Source organism: Nonomuraea sp. NPDC001699, assembly GCF_053596455.1.
This window is the reverse complement of sequence record NZ_JBSFGF010000050.1, coordinates 12763-29593: the sequence shown is the minus strand read 5'-3', so window position 1 is coordinate 29593 and position 16831 is coordinate 12763. Positions and strand designations below refer to the sequence as shown.

Annotated in this window: 23 protein-coding genes; 12 read left to right on the top strand and 11 right to left on the bottom strand. The window is 70.0% G+C overall.

Annotated elements, in window-relative coordinates:
• Window positions 1–95: 95 nt before the first annotated feature.
• The 4 genes from ACWCSU_RS51710 to ACWCSU_RS51695 all read right to left on the bottom strand — a co-directional run bounded on the left by ACWCSU_RS51710 (window position 96) and on the right by ACWCSU_RS51695 (window position 2378).
• Window positions 96–656 (bottom strand): hypothetical protein, encoded by a 561-nt coding sequence (locus tag ACWCSU_RS51710; RefSeq protein WP_357703957.1) that lies wholly within the window; start codon window positions 654–656, stop codon window positions 96–98.
• Window positions 657–862: 206 nt separating this feature from the next.
• Window positions 863–1165, bottom strand: a complete 303-nt coding sequence (locus ACWCSU_RS51705) for a hypothetical protein (RefSeq protein ID WP_357703959.1) — start codon at window positions 1163–1165, stop codon at window positions 863–865.
• Window positions 1166–1260: 95 nt separating this feature from the next.
• Window positions 1261–1815 (bottom strand): hypothetical protein, encoded by a 555-nt coding sequence (locus ACWCSU_RS51700; protein ID WP_357703961.1) that lies wholly within the window; start codon window positions 1813–1815, stop codon window positions 1261–1263.
• On the bottom strand, window positions 1812–2378 hold the full coding sequence (locus tag ACWCSU_RS51695; RefSeq protein WP_357703963.1) for a MauE/DoxX family redox-associated membrane protein: 567 nt from the start codon (window positions 2376–2378) through the stop codon (window positions 1812–1814). The genes ACWCSU_RS51700 and ACWCSU_RS51695 overlap by 4 nt, the downstream gene beginning before the upstream one ends.
• A 272-nt stretch (window positions 2379–2650) precedes the next feature.
• Here ACWCSU_RS51695 and ACWCSU_RS51690 point away from each other — a divergent pair, with 272 nt between their 5' ends.
• On the top strand, window positions 2651–3292 hold the full coding sequence (locus ACWCSU_RS51690; protein ID WP_397041528.1) for a mycothiol-dependent nitroreductase Rv2466c family protein: 642 nt from the start codon (window positions 2651–2653) through the stop codon (window positions 3290–3292).
• A gap of 367 nt (window positions 3293–3659) precedes the next feature.
• On the opposite strand, the gene ACWCSU_RS51685 is transcribed toward ACWCSU_RS51690, so the two are convergent.
• Window positions 3660–4859 (bottom strand): FAD-dependent oxidoreductase, encoded by a 1200-nt coding sequence (locus tag ACWCSU_RS51685; protein WP_449944806.1) that lies wholly within the window; start codon window positions 4857–4859, stop codon window positions 3660–3662.
• A 77-nt stretch (window positions 4860–4936) separates the two neighbouring features.
• Between ACWCSU_RS51685 and ACWCSU_RS51680 the strand changes: the two genes are divergently transcribed.
• Entirely contained in the window at window positions 4937–5521 is a 585-nt protein-coding gene (locus ACWCSU_RS51680; protein ID WP_449944803.1) for a TetR/AcrR family transcriptional regulator, read from the top strand.
• Between the two features lie 62 nt (window positions 5522–5583).
• Here the strand turns inward: ACWCSU_RS51680 and ACWCSU_RS51675 are convergent, their stop codons facing one another.
• Both ACWCSU_RS51675 and ACWCSU_RS51670 read right to left on the bottom strand, forming a co-directional pair.
• On the bottom strand, window positions 5584–6039 hold the full coding sequence (locus tag ACWCSU_RS51675) for a hypothetical protein (RefSeq protein WP_449944801.1): 456 nt from the start codon (window positions 6037–6039) through the stop codon (window positions 5584–5586).
• A 128-nt stretch (window positions 6040–6167) separates the two neighbouring features.
• On the bottom strand, window positions 6168–7172 hold the full coding sequence (locus ACWCSU_RS51670) for an ArsR/SmtB family transcription factor (protein ID WP_449944798.1): 1005 nt from the start codon (window positions 7170–7172) through the stop codon (window positions 6168–6170).
• A 239-nt stretch (window positions 7173–7411) separates the two neighbouring features.
• Between ACWCSU_RS51670 and ACWCSU_RS51665 the strand changes: the two genes are divergently transcribed.
• A complete protein-coding gene (locus ACWCSU_RS51665; protein WP_449944795.1) occupies window positions 7412–8365 on the top strand; it encodes a WD40 repeat domain-containing protein in 954 nt (317 codons plus the stop codon).
• A 44-nt stretch (window positions 8366–8409) separates the two neighbouring features.
• Window positions 8410–9339 carry a DUF6924 domain-containing protein gene (locus ACWCSU_RS51660; RefSeq protein ID WP_449944793.1) on the top strand — a complete coding sequence of 310 codons (930 nt, stop codon included), beginning with the start codon at window positions 8410–8412 and terminating at the stop codon, window positions 9337–9339.
• A 23-nt stretch (window positions 9340–9362) separates the two neighbouring features.
• Here the strand turns inward: ACWCSU_RS51660 and ACWCSU_RS51655 are convergent, their stop codons facing one another.
• Entirely contained in the window at window positions 9363–9536 is a 174-nt protein-coding gene (locus ACWCSU_RS51655) for a hypothetical protein (RefSeq protein WP_449944791.1), read from the bottom strand.
• On the opposite strand from ACWCSU_RS51655, the gene ACWCSU_RS51650 reads away from it, so the two are divergent.
• Entirely contained in the window at window positions 9535–9675 is a 141-nt protein-coding gene (locus ACWCSU_RS51650; RefSeq protein ID WP_449944789.1) for a hypothetical protein, read from the top strand. The genes ACWCSU_RS51655 and ACWCSU_RS51650 overlap by 2 nt on opposite strands.
• Before the next feature lie 71 nt (window positions 9676–9746).
• Here ACWCSU_RS51650 and ACWCSU_RS51645 read toward each other — a convergent pair whose 3' ends face one another.
• A complete protein-coding gene (locus ACWCSU_RS51645) occupies window positions 9747–10475 on the bottom strand; it encodes a TetR/AcrR family transcriptional regulator C-terminal domain-containing protein (RefSeq protein ID WP_449944786.1) in 729 nt (242 codons plus the stop codon).
• A gap of 85 nt (window positions 10476–10560) precedes the next feature.
• On the opposite strand from ACWCSU_RS51645, the gene ACWCSU_RS51640 reads away from it, so the two are divergent.
• The 5 genes from ACWCSU_RS51640 to ACWCSU_RS51620 all read left to right on the top strand — a co-directional run bounded on the left by ACWCSU_RS51640 (window position 10561) and on the right by ACWCSU_RS51620 (window position 13309).
• On the top strand, window positions 10561–11394 hold the full coding sequence (locus ACWCSU_RS51640; RefSeq protein WP_364103171.1) for an alpha/beta fold hydrolase: 834 nt from the start codon (window positions 10561–10563) through the stop codon (window positions 11392–11394).
• A gap of 275 nt (window positions 11395–11669) precedes the next feature.
• Window positions 11670–12146, top strand: coding sequence for a hypothetical protein (locus ACWCSU_RS51635; RefSeq protein ID WP_449944783.1), 477 nt, complete (start codon window positions 11670–11672; stop codon window positions 12144–12146).
• Between the two features lie 54 nt (window positions 12147–12200).
• Window positions 12201–12521 carry a hypothetical protein gene (locus tag ACWCSU_RS51630; protein WP_449944780.1) on the top strand — a complete coding sequence of 107 codons (321 nt, stop codon included), beginning with the start codon at window positions 12201–12203 and terminating at the stop codon, window positions 12519–12521.
• Between the two features lie 15 nt (window positions 12522–12536).
• The gene (locus ACWCSU_RS51625; protein WP_449944778.1) at window positions 12537–12971 is read left to right on the top strand and encodes a MarR family winged helix-turn-helix transcriptional regulator; all 435 of its coding nucleotides are present in this window, start codon (window positions 12537–12539) and stop codon (window positions 12969–12971) included.
• On the top strand, window positions 12968–13309 hold the full coding sequence (locus ACWCSU_RS51620; protein WP_357703995.1) for an ester cyclase: 342 nt from the start codon (window positions 12968–12970) through the stop codon (window positions 13307–13309). The genes ACWCSU_RS51625 and ACWCSU_RS51620 overlap by 4 nt, the downstream gene beginning before the upstream one ends.
• Before the next feature lie 124 nt (window positions 13310–13433).
• On the opposite strand, the gene ACWCSU_RS51615 is transcribed toward ACWCSU_RS51620, so the two are convergent.
• On the bottom strand, window positions 13434–14660 hold the full coding sequence (locus ACWCSU_RS51615) for an RNA polymerase sigma factor (protein WP_449944811.1): 1227 nt from the start codon (window positions 14658–14660) through the stop codon (window positions 13434–13436).
• 32 nt (window positions 14661–14692) lie between these two features.
• On the bottom strand, window positions 14693–15064 hold the full coding sequence (locus ACWCSU_RS51610) for a YciI family protein (protein WP_449944774.1): 372 nt from the start codon (window positions 15062–15064) through the stop codon (window positions 14693–14695).
• 210 nt (window positions 15065–15274) lie between these two features.
• Here ACWCSU_RS51610 and ACWCSU_RS51605 point away from each other — a divergent pair, with 210 nt between their 5' ends.
• Both ACWCSU_RS51605 and ACWCSU_RS51600 read left to right on the top strand, forming a co-directional pair.
• On the top strand, window positions 15275–15841 hold the full coding sequence (locus ACWCSU_RS51605; protein ID WP_449944771.1) for an RNA polymerase sigma factor: 567 nt from the start codon (window positions 15275–15277) through the stop codon (window positions 15839–15841).
• The gene (locus ACWCSU_RS51600) at window positions 15838–16782 is read left to right on the top strand and encodes a CU044_5270 family protein (RefSeq protein ID WP_449944769.1); all 945 of its coding nucleotides are present in this window, start codon (window positions 15838–15840) and stop codon (window positions 16780–16782) included. The genes ACWCSU_RS51605 and ACWCSU_RS51600 overlap by 4 nt, the downstream gene beginning before the upstream one ends.
• Window positions 16783–16831 lie beyond the last annotated feature (49 nt).

The window sequence follows — 16831 nt, the reverse complement described above, 5'->3', positions numbered from 1 at the left end:
TGACAAGCCCGTGTGGGGGGTTTTATTAAAAATAGCACCCGGGCGCGGCATCCCCCGGGCCCGCCCCCCCCCCCCCCGGGGGGGGGGGCGGCGCGTCAGCCCAGGAACGACGAGGCGACGACGCCGACGAACGTGACCGTGAGAAGGCCCAGCGCCAGCCGCCTGACCGGCTTCTCCTTCTCCATCAGCCAGTCGATCAGCCACATCGGCTCAGGGATCTCCACCAGGTCCTTCGACGGTGGCACGATCGCGACCAGCGCGAAACCCGGCCAGGTGAAGCCGATCGCGTAGGCCAGTCCCGCCCACCACGGCACCAGCCCGAGCAGGGTGACGCCGAGCGCCGCCCAGGTGAGCGAGGTGACCCTGAACGTGGTCAGGACCAGACCGGTGTCCAGCCCCCACAGGAGCGCTCCCCTGGCCGGGCCGAACCGGTAGAAATGCTGCTGCGGAGTCTGGCGCCGCCACATGGGCGTGCGCAGCCCGAACAGCCCGGAGTCGATCACCAGGCAGGCGAGCATCACCGTGGCCGCGGCGAGCTTGGCGCCCGTCCCCGGCACCGAGCCGAACAGGCCGGAACCGAGCAGGTGGACGAGCCCGTACGCGAGCAGCGCGGAGATGCTGAAACCGAGCATGAGCATGAGGATCGGCCGGTACATGGGCTTCTCCCCGGGAACTCTCCCCTGAACCAGGGGGCGGAGATATCCGACGAAGGAAAGGCCTCAAAAGCTGAACAACTGCGCGAAGCCCGCGCTCGCGATGAGCAGGACCAGCGCGAAGGTCAGCCAGGTGTCAAAGGACACGACATCCTCCATCCGGAGTGGCCGGCCGAGGCCATGACGCCCGGCCGGCCACCCGGTCGCTGTCAGCAGCCGTTGGCGTTGACGGTCCAGCCGGCCGAGCAGATGAACGGACCCGAACCGCAGTCCGCGCCCTTGGTGCACTCACCACAGGCGTACTTGCGCTGGTACGGCGCCGAGCCGCTGCAGCACTGCCACACCTTCATGCTGTAACCGGACGGGCAGACGTACTGCCCGCTGCTGTTGGTCTTGCAGAACGTGTTGGGGAGGGCGAGGTTGCAGCAGCGCCAGTTCGCCGCAGCCGCCGGCTTGGTCATCACGGTGGCGCCCGCGACCGCGCCGATCGCCGCGACACCGACCCTGCCCATCCAGCCGAGGAATCCGCGCCGGTTTCCATCGGGTCCGTCCGACATTTTGTGGAGGTGATCCATGTTGGCCTCTCTGGCCGTGGGGTGAAATCGGATCAGTGCCGTACGGAGGGCTTGCCGGCCAGGTTGTGCTTGTAGGGGACAGGGGCGGCGGCGTACATCTGCCTGACCGTCGGCACCGTGTGGGCCCGTGTCAGCTTCCCTTCGGTGACGTGGAGTGCGGCGGGTGTGATGTCGAGCCCGATGCTGCCGACGATGCTCTCGTCCTCGTCGAGGATGACGCGCTCGCCGTACAGCCCGAACTCGGCGATGAACTCGTTGCCGTCGCCGGACACCGGGACGACCACGACCCACATCGAAGGCGGCACCGCTCCCCCACGCAGCGCTGATGCCAGGTTGTGGCAGGTCTCGCACTTGTTGGACAGGAACAGCACCATGGCCCGCTCGGCCTCGTCGAGGGCCGCCGGCAGGCCGAAGCGGCTCGGCGGGGCACCCTCCAGGGTTCCCAGCTCCACCGGGGTGGGCTTGTCCTCCATGTCGAGGTAGGCCCGGATCTGCTTGACCTGTTGGAAGAGTTCCACCTGCGCGCCGATCTGGACGAACAGCACCACGGCCAGCAGGCAGATCACGATGAGCAGCACCGTCGTCATGCGGCGTGCACCTCCGCTTCGGGTTCGGTGGGGTCGGGAAGCACCATCCGGTCCTCCCGCAGCGGGCGCAACAGGCGTAGTTCGGCCCTCAGTTTCCAGGCGACCATGGCCAGCAGCGCCACGGCCAGGCCGAGCAGTCCCTCCTGCGCGGTCCAGGTCGGCGGGTTCACCTCGGCCAGCACGGCAAGCGCCGACCACAGCGGCAGGTACAGCACCTGGCGCCAGCCGAGCACCGCGCCGCCGTTCCCGAAACAACCGCATTTGATCTTCTCGCCGCGGCTCAGCGCGCGGATCCCGGCGCCGGCGAACGCCAGCGCCAGCAGCACGATGAGCGCCCGGGGCCACAAAGCGGACGGCGCCACCGCCAGGCCGATCACGGCCAGCATCTCGGCGGCGATCACCGCGGTCGCGGCCTGCCGTCCCAGAGCCGCCGGACCGAGTTGGGCGATGGTCCGGCCGAGTTCGCGGTGGGTTATGGTCTTTGACAGTGTCGCTATCAGGAAAACCACGATAAGTACGACCTGAGCAGCGGCTCCTGTCGCAACTGCCGCATTCAGATTCATCCGTCGCTCCCGTCAGGGTCGGATGAACGAAAAGTATGGTACTGCCCCAAAATGATCAACTCTTGACAAGATCGATTTCGCAGGATAGCCGAGGACGGCGCCCGATCGGTCGCGCTGCGGGCGAACACCGAACCGGAGTGTGCTTCGCCGGTAAAGGTGTCGGAAATGGGGAGTGGCGTTTTTCTGCGAGTTGTGCTGCCTCTCGCCGGTTCGTGCGATTCCCTTTAACCTCTGCTGGTGTCGATCCCGGCGACCAGAGGAAGGAACGCATCATGACGATCACGGAAGAGTCGGAGCTCGTCGAGGTCCCGTTCTGGTTCGACCCGCTGTGCCCCTGGGCGTGGGTCACCTCACGCTGGCTGCTGGAGGTCGAGCGGGTCCGGCCGGTGCACGCCGACTGGCGGCTCATGTCGCTGGCCCACCTGAACCTCGTCCAGCGCAAGGGCGAGGGGCTGAGCGACGATTACCGGAACCAGATGGAGAAGGCCTGGGGGCCGGTACGGGTCTGCGCGGCCGCCGCCGAGCACGCCGGCCGCGGAGTCCTCGGCCCGTTGTACACCGCCATCGGCACCCGCTTCCACAACCAAAGACGTCGCGACGACCCCACGGTCATCACCGAGGCCCTCACGGAGGTCGGCCTGCCCGACGAGCTGGTCAAGGCCGCCACCGGCGAGGAGTTCGACCAGCTCATCAGGGACTCCCACGACGAGGCCTTCAACGAGGTGGGGCTCGACGTCGGGACCCCCGTTCTCCGCATCAGCGGCACGGCCCTGTTCGGCCCGGTGCTCAGGCAGGCGCCCCGCGGCGAGGCAGCCGGCCGGCTCTGGGACGGCCTGGTCCTGGTCGCCGGAACCGAAGGCTTCTTCGAGCTCAAGCGAAGCCGCGACCGGAGCGTCAGACCGTCCTTCGACTGAGCGGACACCGCCTGGGCCGGGACGGCGAACGAGGCCACACCTTCCACGCCCTCGAGAAACCCTGCCGGATGGGCGATCTCGTCCTGCTCAGCAGGAAAGCGGCTGAAGAAGGGCAAGACCTGATGGAAGGACTCCCACCAGCTTCACCCCTGGCACACCGAGCTGCTCGGCACAGGGTGCGGAGCACGTTCACCTTCCCCGACGTCCTCGACGAACTGGCGGGCAGGACGCTCTCCGTCGACACCCGCCACCACGGGTGGGCGAGAAGGTGTCGATCAAGGCCCCGGACGCCCGCAGGACGACCACCGAGCTGTGTATCGAGGGCCTGTGCAACTGGCGCCTATCGGGCTGACGGTCCCGGCTCGCGTCAGGTGTCGTGGAAGCTGAGGTGGCGGCTGAGCAGGCCGGTCACCGGGGGGAAGGTGGCCAGGCGCAGGGGCAGGTCGCGCAGGAGGAGTTCGAGGCGGTTCCGGGGTGCATGCACCCCCGTGTTGGCCCGGCCCTTGCGCTGCCGTTCGGTCACCTCCTGCCGCAGGCCGGTCTGCCACGCGCGCAGGGCCGCGGGGACGTCGTCCGGGCGGCGTTCGAGTTCGGCGCCGAGCAGGTCGGCGCCGCCCACGGCGAGCGAGGAGCCGTAGCCGGCGAACAGCGACAGGCACCAGGCGGCGTCGCCGAGCAGGGCGACGCGGCCGCGGCTCCACCGGTCCATGACGATCTGGCTGACGCTGTCGAAGTAGACGTCCTCCTCGCGCAGGTCCGCGAGCAGGGCGGGGACGGTCCACCCGAAGCCCGGGTACGCCTGCCGGAGCGCCCGGCGCGGCCCCTTGGCCAGTTCGGCGCCGGGGTCGGCGGTGCCGTAGGTGAAGAAGGCGGCGTGCCGGCCGGGTCCGAGGTCGGCGACGGTGAACGTGCGGCCGACGGCGGTGATCGTGCTGAAGGCCCGTTCCGGCATGCCGTCGGGCAGCCTGTCCAGGGTGAAGGCGGCCACCACGTGGCTCAGGTCGCGGCGGAAGTGCTCCTCGGGGCCGAAGACCAGGTCGCGTACGGACGAATGCAGCCCGTCGGCCCCGACGAGCAGGTCCGCCCGCTCCGACGAACCGTCGCCGAACGTGACGTCCACTCCCCCGGCGTCCTGCCGCACGCCCGTGACCGTGGCGCCGAACCGGATCTCGGCCCGGTCGCGCACCGCCTCGTACAGGACGGCCTCGATGTCCCCGCGCAGCAGCGCCAGTCCGCCGTCCCCGAGCAGCCGTCCTACGGTCGGGCGCGGGACGGTGAAGCGGGGCCGCCCGTCGGCCCTGAGATAGGCGAGGTCGAACCCGCCGACGTGGCGCGCCTGGAGCGCGGGCAGGACGCCCATGCGTCCGGCGGCGGCGGCGCCGACGCCGGAGAAGACGACCGCGTAGCCGCCCTTCCTGCGTGCCGGGGCGCGTTCGACGACCAGGGGTCGCCAGCCCGCCTGACGCAGCCGCAACGCCGCGGCGAGCCCCGCGATGCCCGCACCGACGACGATCACCCGTCTCGCGGTCCTGCCGCCGCGCGTTCCTGCGAACTCTTCCTTCGTCATGCTCCTCCTCAGAATGAACACTCGCTCATACAGTATGAGCGAGTGTTCATTCTGGCAAGGCGGTAAGGTTCGGAATCATGTCCCCACGCGGCGTGACCATCCCCCAGGTACGGCAGCAGCTCTTCGACGCCGCCGAACAGGTCCTGCTGCGCGAGGGGCCCTCAGGGCTCACGGGCAGGGCGATCACCCGCGAGGCCGGCGTGGCCACCGGCCTGCTCCACAACCACTTCGGCGACCTCGACGCCTTCCTGGCCGCGCTCTTCGTCGACCGGGCGCGGGCGGCGACGGACAGCATGGGCGACCTGCCCGCACGGGCGGGCACCGCGACCGTCGTGGACAACCTGATGGCGGCGATCGAGACGCTGCTCACCGGCAACCTCATGGCGCTCGCGGGCCTGGTGCTGGCCAGGCCGTCGCTGGTGACCCGGCTGGGCGAGGCGCTCGACGACGGCACCCTGGAACTGGACGCGGCCGAACGCCTGTTCACCGCCTACCTGGACGCCGAACGACGACTCGGCCGCCTCACCTCCGACGCCGACACCGCCTCACTGGCCCTGGCCCTGGTCGGCGCGGTGCACCAGCTCCTCCTGACGCGCGGTCCGCACGCCCCCGACCTGCGCGAACGCCTGCGCCGCCTGGCCACCACACTGATCGACCGCTGACGCCGGGCGGCGCCGGGAGCTCCCCGGGAGCCGGGCGTGGTGGCCAGGCCGGACCCGGCTTCCTAGCACCACCAGGCGGTCAGGTAGGAGACGGCGCCTGCCTTGGGGCGAGCGCCGGCCCGCATGCAGACGCTGGAGCTGGAGCTGGTCAGCAGCCCGTAGCCGTAGTTCACGCCGCCGCTGAGCGTCCGCAGGTCGCACTGCCGCCAGTTGGCCCCGCCGTCGATCGAGTAGTCGACCCAGACGACGTCGCCGTCCTTGGAGTTCAGGATGCGTGCCCACGCGTACTCGAGGCCGCTGATGGTGCCCGATCGCAGCTCCAGGGTCTGGCTGTTCGGCATGGTCTTCTGCTTGCGGGTCACGGTGTTCGTGGCGTTGACCGGGTTGCGCATGGTCGGGCACGAGGCCGGCGGGGCCGCCGCCGTGGCCAGAGCCGTGCCGGTGGTGGCCGTGGCGGCCATCACCACCATGGCCGCCGAGAGTAGGGCCGTCTTGAGAGCGGTTCCTGCGACGTTCATCGAGCGTGTCCCTTCGGTCGGGAATTTCTGCTACGACGATGGTCGGGCCGCCGCCCGTGCGGCCGGTAAGGGTTTCGACCGTGGTCGAAAGCCCGCGGTGGCGGCGATGCCGCTCGGTTCGGCTTCGCTCAGTTCGGCCCGGAGAGGGTGCCGTTCAGCAGGGCCAGGCCGAGCGGCGTCGGCAGGTGCAGCACCGACCCGCCTTGCCGGCGGGAGATGACCAGACCGCTGTCCCGCAGGATCGCCACATGATGGCTGGCGGTCGCGGCCGAGATGGCCAGCTTCCTGGCCAGGTGCGTGGTCGTGCAGCCCCGGCCGACCTCCTCCAGGACGGCCGCGCGCGTCACGCCCAGCAGCGCGCCCAGCGTGCCGGCCCGCTGCGGGGCGCCCGCGGCCCGCCGTCCCCACAGCGCCAAGGCGTGGGCGGGATCCCGCAGGGCGGGATAGAACAGCGCCGGCGCGTCGTCGGGGCGGAAGCTGTCGTAGCTGAACAGGGGCAGCCGGCAGAACACCGAGGGGATCAGCACCAGCCCCCGCCCGTTCAGGTGCACGTCGAGCGTGCGTGAGGTGAACCGGGTGGTCACGTCCAGGGTCATGTCCCGCCAGAGCAGGTCGGGGTGGAGCGTCGACAGCAGCCGCTCGGCGCCGCCCCGCGCCATGACGCCCGCGCGGGCGGTGACCTCCGCCTCCAGGTGCGCGCGCAGCGGGTCACGGTAGGGGCCGAGCAGGGCGGTGTGCGTCTCCCGTACGGCCGCCGCGAAGTGCCCGCGCGTCTCGGCGTCCTCAGGCAGGAGCCGGGACCAGGACGGCAGGTCGCCGTACTGCCCCCAGCTGTCGAGCTCCGCGCGTACCGGGGCGGCGCCCACGCCGAGGAGGCGGTCCAGGCCCTCCTCCACGTGCGCCCCCGCCCCCGCCAGGGTGTACACGTCGAGCGGATGAACGCCTTGGGCCAGCCCGCCCAGCAGGCGTAGGGAGTCGCGGACCACCACGCTCCGCCGCCACGGCTCGAACAGCGCCCCGGGCCGCCGCCTGGCCATGACGTTGAGCGCGAACCAGGACTCCATGACGGGGCCGGGCGACGCCTCGAACCGTAAGCGGGCCAGATCCTCACCCGTGAAGTGAAAACGCCACATACTCCACCTGCCGTCCAGAGCAAACGTCCACGAGCAGTATCGGCGTGCCCGACCGCCCCGACCACCCCGGGCGGGCCTCGATCGGGCTTGCCCGCCGATGGCGCACGCCGCGGCGGCTCGATGCCGAAGACGCACCGGACAGGGTGTGTTATCGGATCGCAATCAACCTTGCGCGGCGATGAGTGGTCCAACCCCGCGTGAAGATCCTTTGTGGGGCGCTCGCCGTCCTTTCGGCACTCGTGACCGTCCCGGGTACCGCCCGCGCGGCCGTTCCGGCGGGCGCGGCGTCCGCCCCCATCCGGTACGCCGCCGCCTCCGACTGCGACAAGGGCCGGCTTGACGCCGCCTGGTGTGGTCCCTGGTGGTACCGGACGACCGACGGCAGGCGCCACCCGCTCAAGGAGGCGGGCCGGTGGGAGGACGCGGTCGCCGTCAGCGGTGACGGCCGCCGCCTGGCCTACATCAGGGCCAAGGACGCGCGGCTCGTCGTCCGCGACCTCGACGGCCGGACGCGCGTGTCCAAGGCCAGGGCGTGGCCGTCGAAGTCGGAACTCGAACTCACCCGGGTGACGATGTCGTACGACGGCTCCCTGGTGGCGGTGGACTGCTGCTGGTCCGGCTACACCGACCATCCCGCCCGGGTGTACGACGCCGCCACCGCCGCCCTGCTGGCCAAGGTGCCGGGGATGTCGGTGCATGACGACGCCTTGAGCTTCAGCGGCGACGGCGACCAGATCCTCGTGCGGACGGACGACGGCAGGGCCGGCAGGCTCAGCGTCCACGACCTGAAGGGCAGACGGACCGCCAGTGTGGTGCCGCCTCGGCTCGTCGGGGTCAACGCCGCCACCGCCGCGCTGCACGCCGACGGGCGCACGGTGGCCGTCTACATCGCCGGCCGCAAACCCCGCATCGCCCTGTACGACCTGGCGACCGGACTGGTCACCGCCACGTTCCCGGTGCCGGCGTCGGGTCAGAAGGTGGAGCGGGTCCCGGCGGAGGACAGGGTCACGGAGGCCGACACGGACGTCAGGCTCGACTGGACCGGCGACTCCACGCTGCGGATGGTCAGGAAGGTCGGGTTCAAACGGGTGCGGGTGAAGGTCTACGCCATCGACGCCGGCACCGGATCGGTCGTCCTCGAACGCTCCTACGCCATCGCCGGCACGACCTCTGAGGCCCTCAGCGGCCTGTGACACCGACGAGGCGCTCGTCCCCGACAACTTTCCGGAGGAGAACCGTGTCCTTTCCCGAACTTCTCCAGCCGGAGCCCGGTCAGGTGTTGTTGCTCTGCACGCGCGCCGAGGGCGGCACGCAAGGGCGGGGCGGGCCGCTCGACGAGATCGGCGGTCGCCGGGAAGGCGACGTGCTCGTCCTCGGCGACGGGGTGCGGCTGCGACCGGTCGAGGACGCCAGGTGGCACTGCCTGCGCGGCGGAGACGTCCCGGCACTTGTCCACCCCGGCGGCGGCCCGGTCGCCGTCCTGGCGGACATTCCGGCCGCGTACGGGGGCGGGCTGTTGCTGGTGGATCTGGCGGCGGCACCCGGGCGCGGCGTCCGGGTTCCGCCGGCCCGGCTCGGCGAGATCCTGGCAGCCCTGCTGGACGGCACACTCGCCTTCGACCACCTGGTGCGCGACATGGACGTGTACGGCACGTACCAGGGAGACGGCGGCCGGCCGGCCTTCCCCACGCCGACCGCGCCACCGCACCGGCCCTTGCCCGCACTGCCGTCCGGGCAGCTGCTGGTCCGCACCTGTTTCGACGACGAGGAAGGCTGGCGCGCCCTGCTCGACGAACTGGGCGGGGCCGACGAGGACGGCTGGGTCGGCGCGGACCTGGACCCGGACGACATCGACGTGGACCACTACCCGCTGACGGCGTCGGTCGTCGACGACCGGGCCTTCGAGGGACTCCTGCCCGGTCAGGTCCCGGCGCTGGTCCCGCCGGGCGAGGAGAACCCCAGGCTGGCCGTCCTCGCCGACGCCCGGACCTTCGCCGAGCCCGGCCGGCCGCTGACCGTCGTCGACCTGTACGACTGCCCGGGGCGGATCGCCGTCCTTCCCTGCCGCATGGTCGGGTCGATGGCGTGCAACCTGGAGATCGCCAACATGGACTTCCACGAGTTCGTCGCCGTGGAGGGCACGCAGCCGTGGTGGCAGGGCCGCTGAAGGGGCGCCACGATCACCTCCCGTCAGACGTCGCCACCGGAGAGCCGCACGCGTCCGACGGCGGCGCCGTCGTCGAAGCACGCCGTCACCCGGTCGGCCGCGACCCGGAAGCCGGTCAGCCGCTTGCCGTACGTGACCGTCTGCGCCACGTCGGCCAGCAGGGCGTCGCGCAGCGTCCGACGGTCGATCAACCTCATGGCCGGGGTGACCTGCCGTGACACGCAGGACCTCTACCGCTACCTCGCCGAGCGGGTGGCGCCGCTCCACGGCGTGCGCGAGCTGGAGACCGCGCCGGTGATCCGCACGCTCAAGCGAGTGGGCACCCTCCTGCCCTGACTCGCCGCACTTGAGGAAAGTCTGCGTTCCGTCGTCCGACCACTCCTCCAGTTGCCCCCGAGTGGCACGCGCTATGACGGGGACGAGGCCGCGCACCGGTTGGCGAGGCCGTCCAGGAGGCAGTCGAGGCCGAAGGCGAAGCGCCGCTCGCTCTCGCGTTCGACGTCGATCTCCCCCGTGGCGGCCATCCGGCCGGCCAGCGTCGGGTGGCGTTCGGCGACCTGGCACAGGTACTCGGCCGCCTGCTCCGCCCAGCCGGACCCGGTCCCGCCCATGCGGGCCAGCGTGTCACGCCAGGCGACCTCCGCGATGACCGCGCCGACCACGTGGTCGTTGACGGCGGCCATGGCGGCGTCGAGGTCGGGGCCGGCGAACCCCGCGCGCTCCAGCAGGCGCAGCCCGGCCTCGGCCAGGGTGAGCGCGTTGGGGCCGAGGTTGGGCCTGAGGGTCAGCTCGGACAGGGCCCACCGGTGGCGCAGCAGCATGGCCCGGTTGCTGCGGGCCAGCGCCGCCAGGCCGTCACGCCAGCCGGACGTGCCGGCGCCGGCGCGCACCTCGGCCAGCACGCGGTCGAGGGCCAGCTCCAGCAGGTCGTCCTTGGTGTGGACGTACCAGTACAACGACCCGGCGGTCACCCCCAGCTCGGTGGCGACGCGGCGCATCGACAGGCCGCGATGACCCTCGGCGTCGAGGACGGCGACCGCCACGTCGACGATCCGCTCGCGGGTGAGCTGGCGGTCGCGCGGCGGCCGCTCGGGACGCAGCCACACGGACCCGCCGGAGGACTCTGACGACGGCACGTGATCACCCTACCCGCCTTGACGTCGCCTTCTGATCCCTTATACAACGTTCAAGAGCCTTAAACAATGTTCAAGGAGGAGTCGGATGTCCGTCCCCACCCCGCTGTTCCGCGCGAACGGCCCGCTGCCGGGCGACGTGCACGTGACCACGCTCGGCCCCGAGTCCGTGCCGCCGGTGGTCTTCGTGCACGGCTCCACCAGCTGGGGCGACGACCCGGTGTACGGGTTCGCGGCGCAACGCCCGCTGGCCGGCCGCTTCCGCCTGCTCCTGATGGACCGCCGGGGCTGCGGCGGCAGCCCCGACGCCGGGCACAGGTTCCCCGGCGACTACCTGGCCGACGCCGACGACGTCGCCGAACTCCTCGGCGCCGGCGCGCACCTGGTCGGCCACTCCTACGGCGCCGTCGGAGCCATGATCGCGGCGGCGCGCAGGCCGGAGGCGGTGCGCTCGCTCACCCTCATCGAGCCGGGCTCCTACCAGGCCGCCGCCGATCACCCCGCCGTGGCCGAGGCGCTGCGCGCCAACCGCGCCGCCTACGCCGCCCTTCCCGACCTGACGCCCGAGGAATGGCTGCACGCCGCCGCCGAATCGGCCGGCATGCCGGAACCGGGGACAGGCGATCGGCGGTTGCGCGCGGCCGCCACGGCGCTGCGCGAACGCGTCTGCTGGGAGGCGGGCCTCCCGCTGCCGGCGCTGCGGGCGGCGACCTTCCCCAAACTGGTCGTCTCGGGCACCTGGGAGGACGCCCCCGGACCGTACCGGGAGCGCGGCGGCGTCCCCCTCATGGCCTGCGCACGGGTCACGGCCGAGCGGATCGGCGCCCGGCACGAACAGGTGCCGGGCAGCGCCCACTACCCGCACGTCGAAGCGCCGGAACGGCTGAACACGCTGCTCACCGCCCTCTGGTCCGACGCCTGAACGGACCCGGCAGCCCACGGCCACCCACGGTGAACCGCCCGGCAGGCGATCGCGCGATCAAGAACACTCGCGCGACACAAGGGGCCATGGGACGAAAGCCCCCGCGGCGCTCACCACTCTCGCGAACGGCACCCCGCCCGTCCGCCCGCATCACCAGAGCCCTGGCAGCTCGACCGCGGCGAGGACGCCGCACCCGTCTCACCTCCGTCCAGCTCTGGGCAGGCATCGCCGGCATCGTCGGCAGCCTCACGTCGATCCCCGCGCTCATCATCTCCATGAACGCGTTGTCCCTCGGCGAGCAGCAACGCGCCGACGCACTGTCGCAACGGACAGAAGATCAACGGGTGCGGGCGGACGAGAAGTCCGAAGCCGAGAGTTCCGCCAAGACCGCCTTCGTCAGGCGTATCGCGTTATGGACCACCCCCAAGCAGCAACAGCCTGACGGGTGGAACTACATCGTCCGGAACTCCAACACGGCGCCCGCGACGATCTACGCTCGATGGAACCCCGCCGACGAGAACCAGAAGACACTCACCTACGAGTTGCCTGTCGGACCCTGCACCGAAGTGGCCTTCACCATCGGCGGCAAAGGCGGCGGGAGTATCCAGATCGCGACACAGAATCCCGCCGGCCCGGAATTGTGGCAACTCGCCGGCGCACCTCTCAAGATCGATGACATCACCGCGGACAACGTCTCCGGCCGCATGCTGGACGGGGACAGCGTCAGAAGAGACGTCAACGCCTGCGTATGACCGCCCGCCTCACTCGGGCGGGAGGAAGCCGCTCACGGTCAGGCCGGCGTAGCCGTGCAGAGCGGCGAAGACCGGCAGGGCGACCCGTTCGCGTCGGCCCTGCCGTACCTCACCCTGCTGAAGCTGACATCACGAGCGTTCATCTTCCGGCCCGCGCTCATCGTCCCCCTGCCCGGCGCCAAGGCGAAGACCACGACCTACGCGCTGCTGCACCGGATCGTGCCCCCCTCTACCCGTCGCTGCGACGCCTCGCCGACATCAACGACCAGTGCCGTCAGCCCGGATGAGGCGTTCGTGGAGATCATGACGCCGACCCGAGTCGGCCCGCCCCGACACGAGAGGCCAGCACCATCTGTTGATCGCATCAAGAGTTGACGATATAAAGAGAACGTGTGTGAAGAGACGTCCGAAGACACATTCTTCCGAGAGCTCGGAGGCGCATGCACCGAGCTGCGACAGGCGTTCGCCCGGCACATCGGCATGAGCCCCCACCGAGTGCAACTACTCGTTCGGCTACGACGTGACGGCGAAACCAGCCACAGCGACCTGCGCCACACACTGGGCATCGACGGCGCGAGCGTTACTCGGCTGGTCAAGGAATTCGAGACCGAAGGGCTGGTCACCCGCCGCTTGGCCCCGGCCGACAACCGCTACACCCTGGCCGCGCTGACCGCCGCGGGCGAGCGGGTCGCAGCTGACCTGGAGCGATCGCACCAGGTGTATCAGGAACGGTTGCTCGACGGCATCACCCCAGAACAGCAGCACATCATGCTGGACGTCCTCCACCGCATCCGAGCGAACATGATCGATCAGGAGAGCCAATGACAGACGATGTACGGGCCGCCGCCCAACGCATGTACGCCGCATTCAACGCCAACGACCATGCCGCCGCGGCAGAGATCTTCACCCCGGACTTCCACAGCCACCCCCTGGGCACCACCGGGCCGGAGAGCGTCACCCTGGCATGGCAACGCCTCCATGAGGCGTTCCCCGAAGCCCAGGTCGTCGTCGAGGACATGATCGTCGAAGGTGACACCGCCGCCGTCCGCACCAGCGTGCACGGCATACCCGGCCAGGAGTCACCGACCATGCTGGAAATCTTCAGGGTGCACGACGGGCGCATCGCAGAACTGTGGGGCCTGTCCTCCCTGCAGCGCACCTGACGTCCCGGCCGGAGATGCGCGAGAGGGGCGCTCACCTCCCCGCCCTGGGAACGCGGATGATCGTGCCCTGCTCGGCGTGGTGCAGGCCGCGGCGCAGCGCGTGCAGGCTCCCACCTTCCAGAAGTCAGGCCAGCAAGGACGCCTTGCGCAGCAACACCGCACGTTCGCGCTGATTGGCGCACAACCCCGCCGCCAACTCCAGCTCAGCACGCGCCTCCACCCGCCGCCCGAGCCGAGCCAGCAACTCACCGCGGACGGTCGGGACCAGATGCGAACCCGGGAGCCGGTCGGCGGCGACCAACTCGTCCACGATGGCCAAGGCTTCAGCCGGCCCCGAGGCCATCGCCACGGCCACGGCCCGGTTCAGCTCCACCACCGCAGAAGGCGCGACCCGGCCGAGTGCCTCATAAAGCACCACGATCCGCCCCCAATCGGTCGCCCCGACAGACGCCGCCGACGCATGCACCGCAGCGATCGCAGCCTGCAGACCATACGGACCCAAACCGCGAGACGACGCCTTCGCCAGCGCCGCCAACCCACGGCGAACCGCCGAAAAATCCCACAACCGCCGATCCTGATCCTCAAGCAGAACCGGCCCCCCATCAGGGCCGGTCCGGGCAGGAAAACGCGCCGCCGTCAACTCGAACAACGCCAGCAGACCATGCACCTCAGGCTCATCCGGCTGCAACACCGCCAGCGTCCGCGCCAACCGGATCGCCTCGTAAGCCAGATCAGGCCGCAACAACCGATCACCCGACGTGGCCGTCGACCCCTCAGTGAAAATCACGTACAGGACACTGAGCACACCACCCAGCCGCTCCCGACGCTCAACGGCCGACGGCAACTCGAACGGCACCCCCGCCGCCGCGATCGTCTTCTTACCCCGCGTGATACGAGCCTGCACAGTCGGCACAGGCACCAGGAACGCACGAGCGATCTCCTCACTGGACAAACCGCCCACCACACGCAAGGTCAGCGCCACCCGAGCCTCACGAGAAAGCACCGGATGGCAACTGATGAACATCAACGCCAGCACATCATCATCGATCCCCTCAGGATCGACCTCCTCATCGACCACCCAATCGATCGACTCGGCCGCCAACAACACCAACCGGTCCTGCAACGCGGCCCGACGGCGGATCGCGTCGATCGCCCGCCGCCGGGCCGTGGCCATCAACCAGCCCGCCGGACTCGCCGGAAAGGCGAGCGGCCACGACACCAACGCCTCGGCCACCGCCTCCTGAGCCGCATCCTCGGCCAACCCGAAATCACCGGTGAACCGAGCCAGCGCGGCAACGATCCGCGCCGACTCGATCCGCCAGACAGCCTCCACCTCAGCCACACCCGGCAACCCGCCCCGACGCGCGACCCCGTCCCCGTCGATCAAGCGCCGACCTGCGGGACCTCGTCACTCCCAGGCACCCGCCGAACCTCGACCTTGGCCCCCCGAGCCGCCGGCACCCGCCTGGCCCACTCCACCGCCTCCTGCTTCGAAGCCACATCGAGCAGGAAGAACCCCCCGAACAGCTCCTTGGTCTCGCCGTACGGCCCATCCGTGACCACCGGCACCTCACCACCGAAGTCGACCACGACCCCCTGAGCCGGATCGTCCAGCCCCTCCGCCCCCAGGAGAACACCGGCCTTGGCCATCTCCTCGATGAACTGGCGGGTCGCGACCATCATCTCGTCGATGTCGGCCATCATGGCCGCGTTCGACTCATCGGTCCCCCGCATGATCAGCAGATACTTCGCCATGGCACACTCCTCGTCCGGCGGGACCGCCTCTCGGCCCTCACACCCACTGGTCGAACGAGCAGCCCCCAGATCAACACGGCCCGCAGAAAACTTTCCCATCATCGCACCGCCCAGGACGCTGTGACGTCCGTCACTCTTCCCCCCAAGGCGAGAACCCTGCCACGAACTCCGGGAGACAGCAGGGTGACCGACCGACCCTAAGGAGGGCCGTTGACCATTGAGACGGCCGAGATCGACGACGCCGAACTGATCAGACGATCCGTCGGCGAACCCGAACAGTTCGCCACACTGTTCGACCGATACGCCCGCCAGATCCACCTGTACGCCGCACGGCGCATCGGCACCCAAGCCGCCGACGACATCGTGGCCGAGACCTTCCTGGCCGCGTTCCGGCGACGCCACTCGTACGACACCTCGCACCCCCTGGCACGCCCCTGGCTGTACGGCATCGCCACCACCCTCGTCGCCAGACACCGGCGACAAGAAGAGCGAATGCTGCGCGCACTCGCACGCACCGGCGTCGACCCCCTGCCCGAACCCATCGCCGACGCCGTCGTACGCCGAGTCGCCGCACGGGACAAAGAACGCGAACTCGCGGGAGCCCTGGCATCGCTGTCACGCGGCGACCGCGACGTGCTGCTCCTGGTGGCATGGGAGGGCCTCACCTACGAGGAAGTGGCCCGCGCACTCGACATCCCACCAGGAACCGTGCGGTCACGACTGCACCGAGCCAGAAAAAAGGCACGCACCGCACTGGGAGACGAGGACCAGCAATGAGCACGATCAAAGACTTCCGACGAAACACCCCGCCGATGACGGCACAGACAGAACGCACCGCCCGAGCCCGACTACTGGCCGCGACCCGTGCACCCGAACCTCACCACGAACCCCGACGCACCCCACGACTCGGCCGACGACTGGTCCTCGCAGGCACACTGGCCGTCGCAATCGGCGCCGGCGTGATGGTGACCAACGACCACCCCCGCGTGACACCAGTGGCGAGCGTACGCGAACTGGGCGAACGAGCCGCTCAAGCCGCCTACGACGACCGCGGACAGACGCCCGGCCCCGGCCAATGGCTGTACATCAAAGAACTCCAGGCCCCGCAATCCGCGAACGGCGGCTACGGCGTCGACCTGTCCAGACGCGAAGTACGGGAAGAATGGAACAGCGTGGACGGCCTCCAGACCGCATCCCTGTTCCCCAACGGCAAGCTGCTGGTACAAGGCAACCACCCAGGACTGAGCGCCGACGAACTGGCCCGCCAACCAGTCACCCCCGAAGGGCTACTCACAAAAATCCGCCAGAAACTAGCGGACATGCACATGACATGGACAGGACCCGACTCACCACCATCAATGGATGAACGGCTCTTCCAGGCCATCTACCAGATCATGGGCACCCAGGCACTACCACCGGAAGTACGCGCGGCGCTGTTTCGCGGGCTCACCACCATCCCCGGAGTGACCGTCAACCAGGACGCCGTCGACGCCGACGGCAGGCACGGTGTCGCGTTCAGCTACACCGGCGGATGGACCCGCTACGACCTCATCCTGGATCCCGTCGACTTCCGCTTTCTCGGCACCTACGGAGTAACCGTGCAGGACCGGATGACGGACTACACCGACGGCCCCAACTACGAGGTCAAGGCCGGCACGCCGCTCACCCTGACAGCCCTCCTGGAGACCAAGGTGGTGAACGGCCCCGGCCAGAAATGAGCCCACACCGCGGCCCCTTGCACTGCCGATTGTCGAGGGGTGCAGGCGT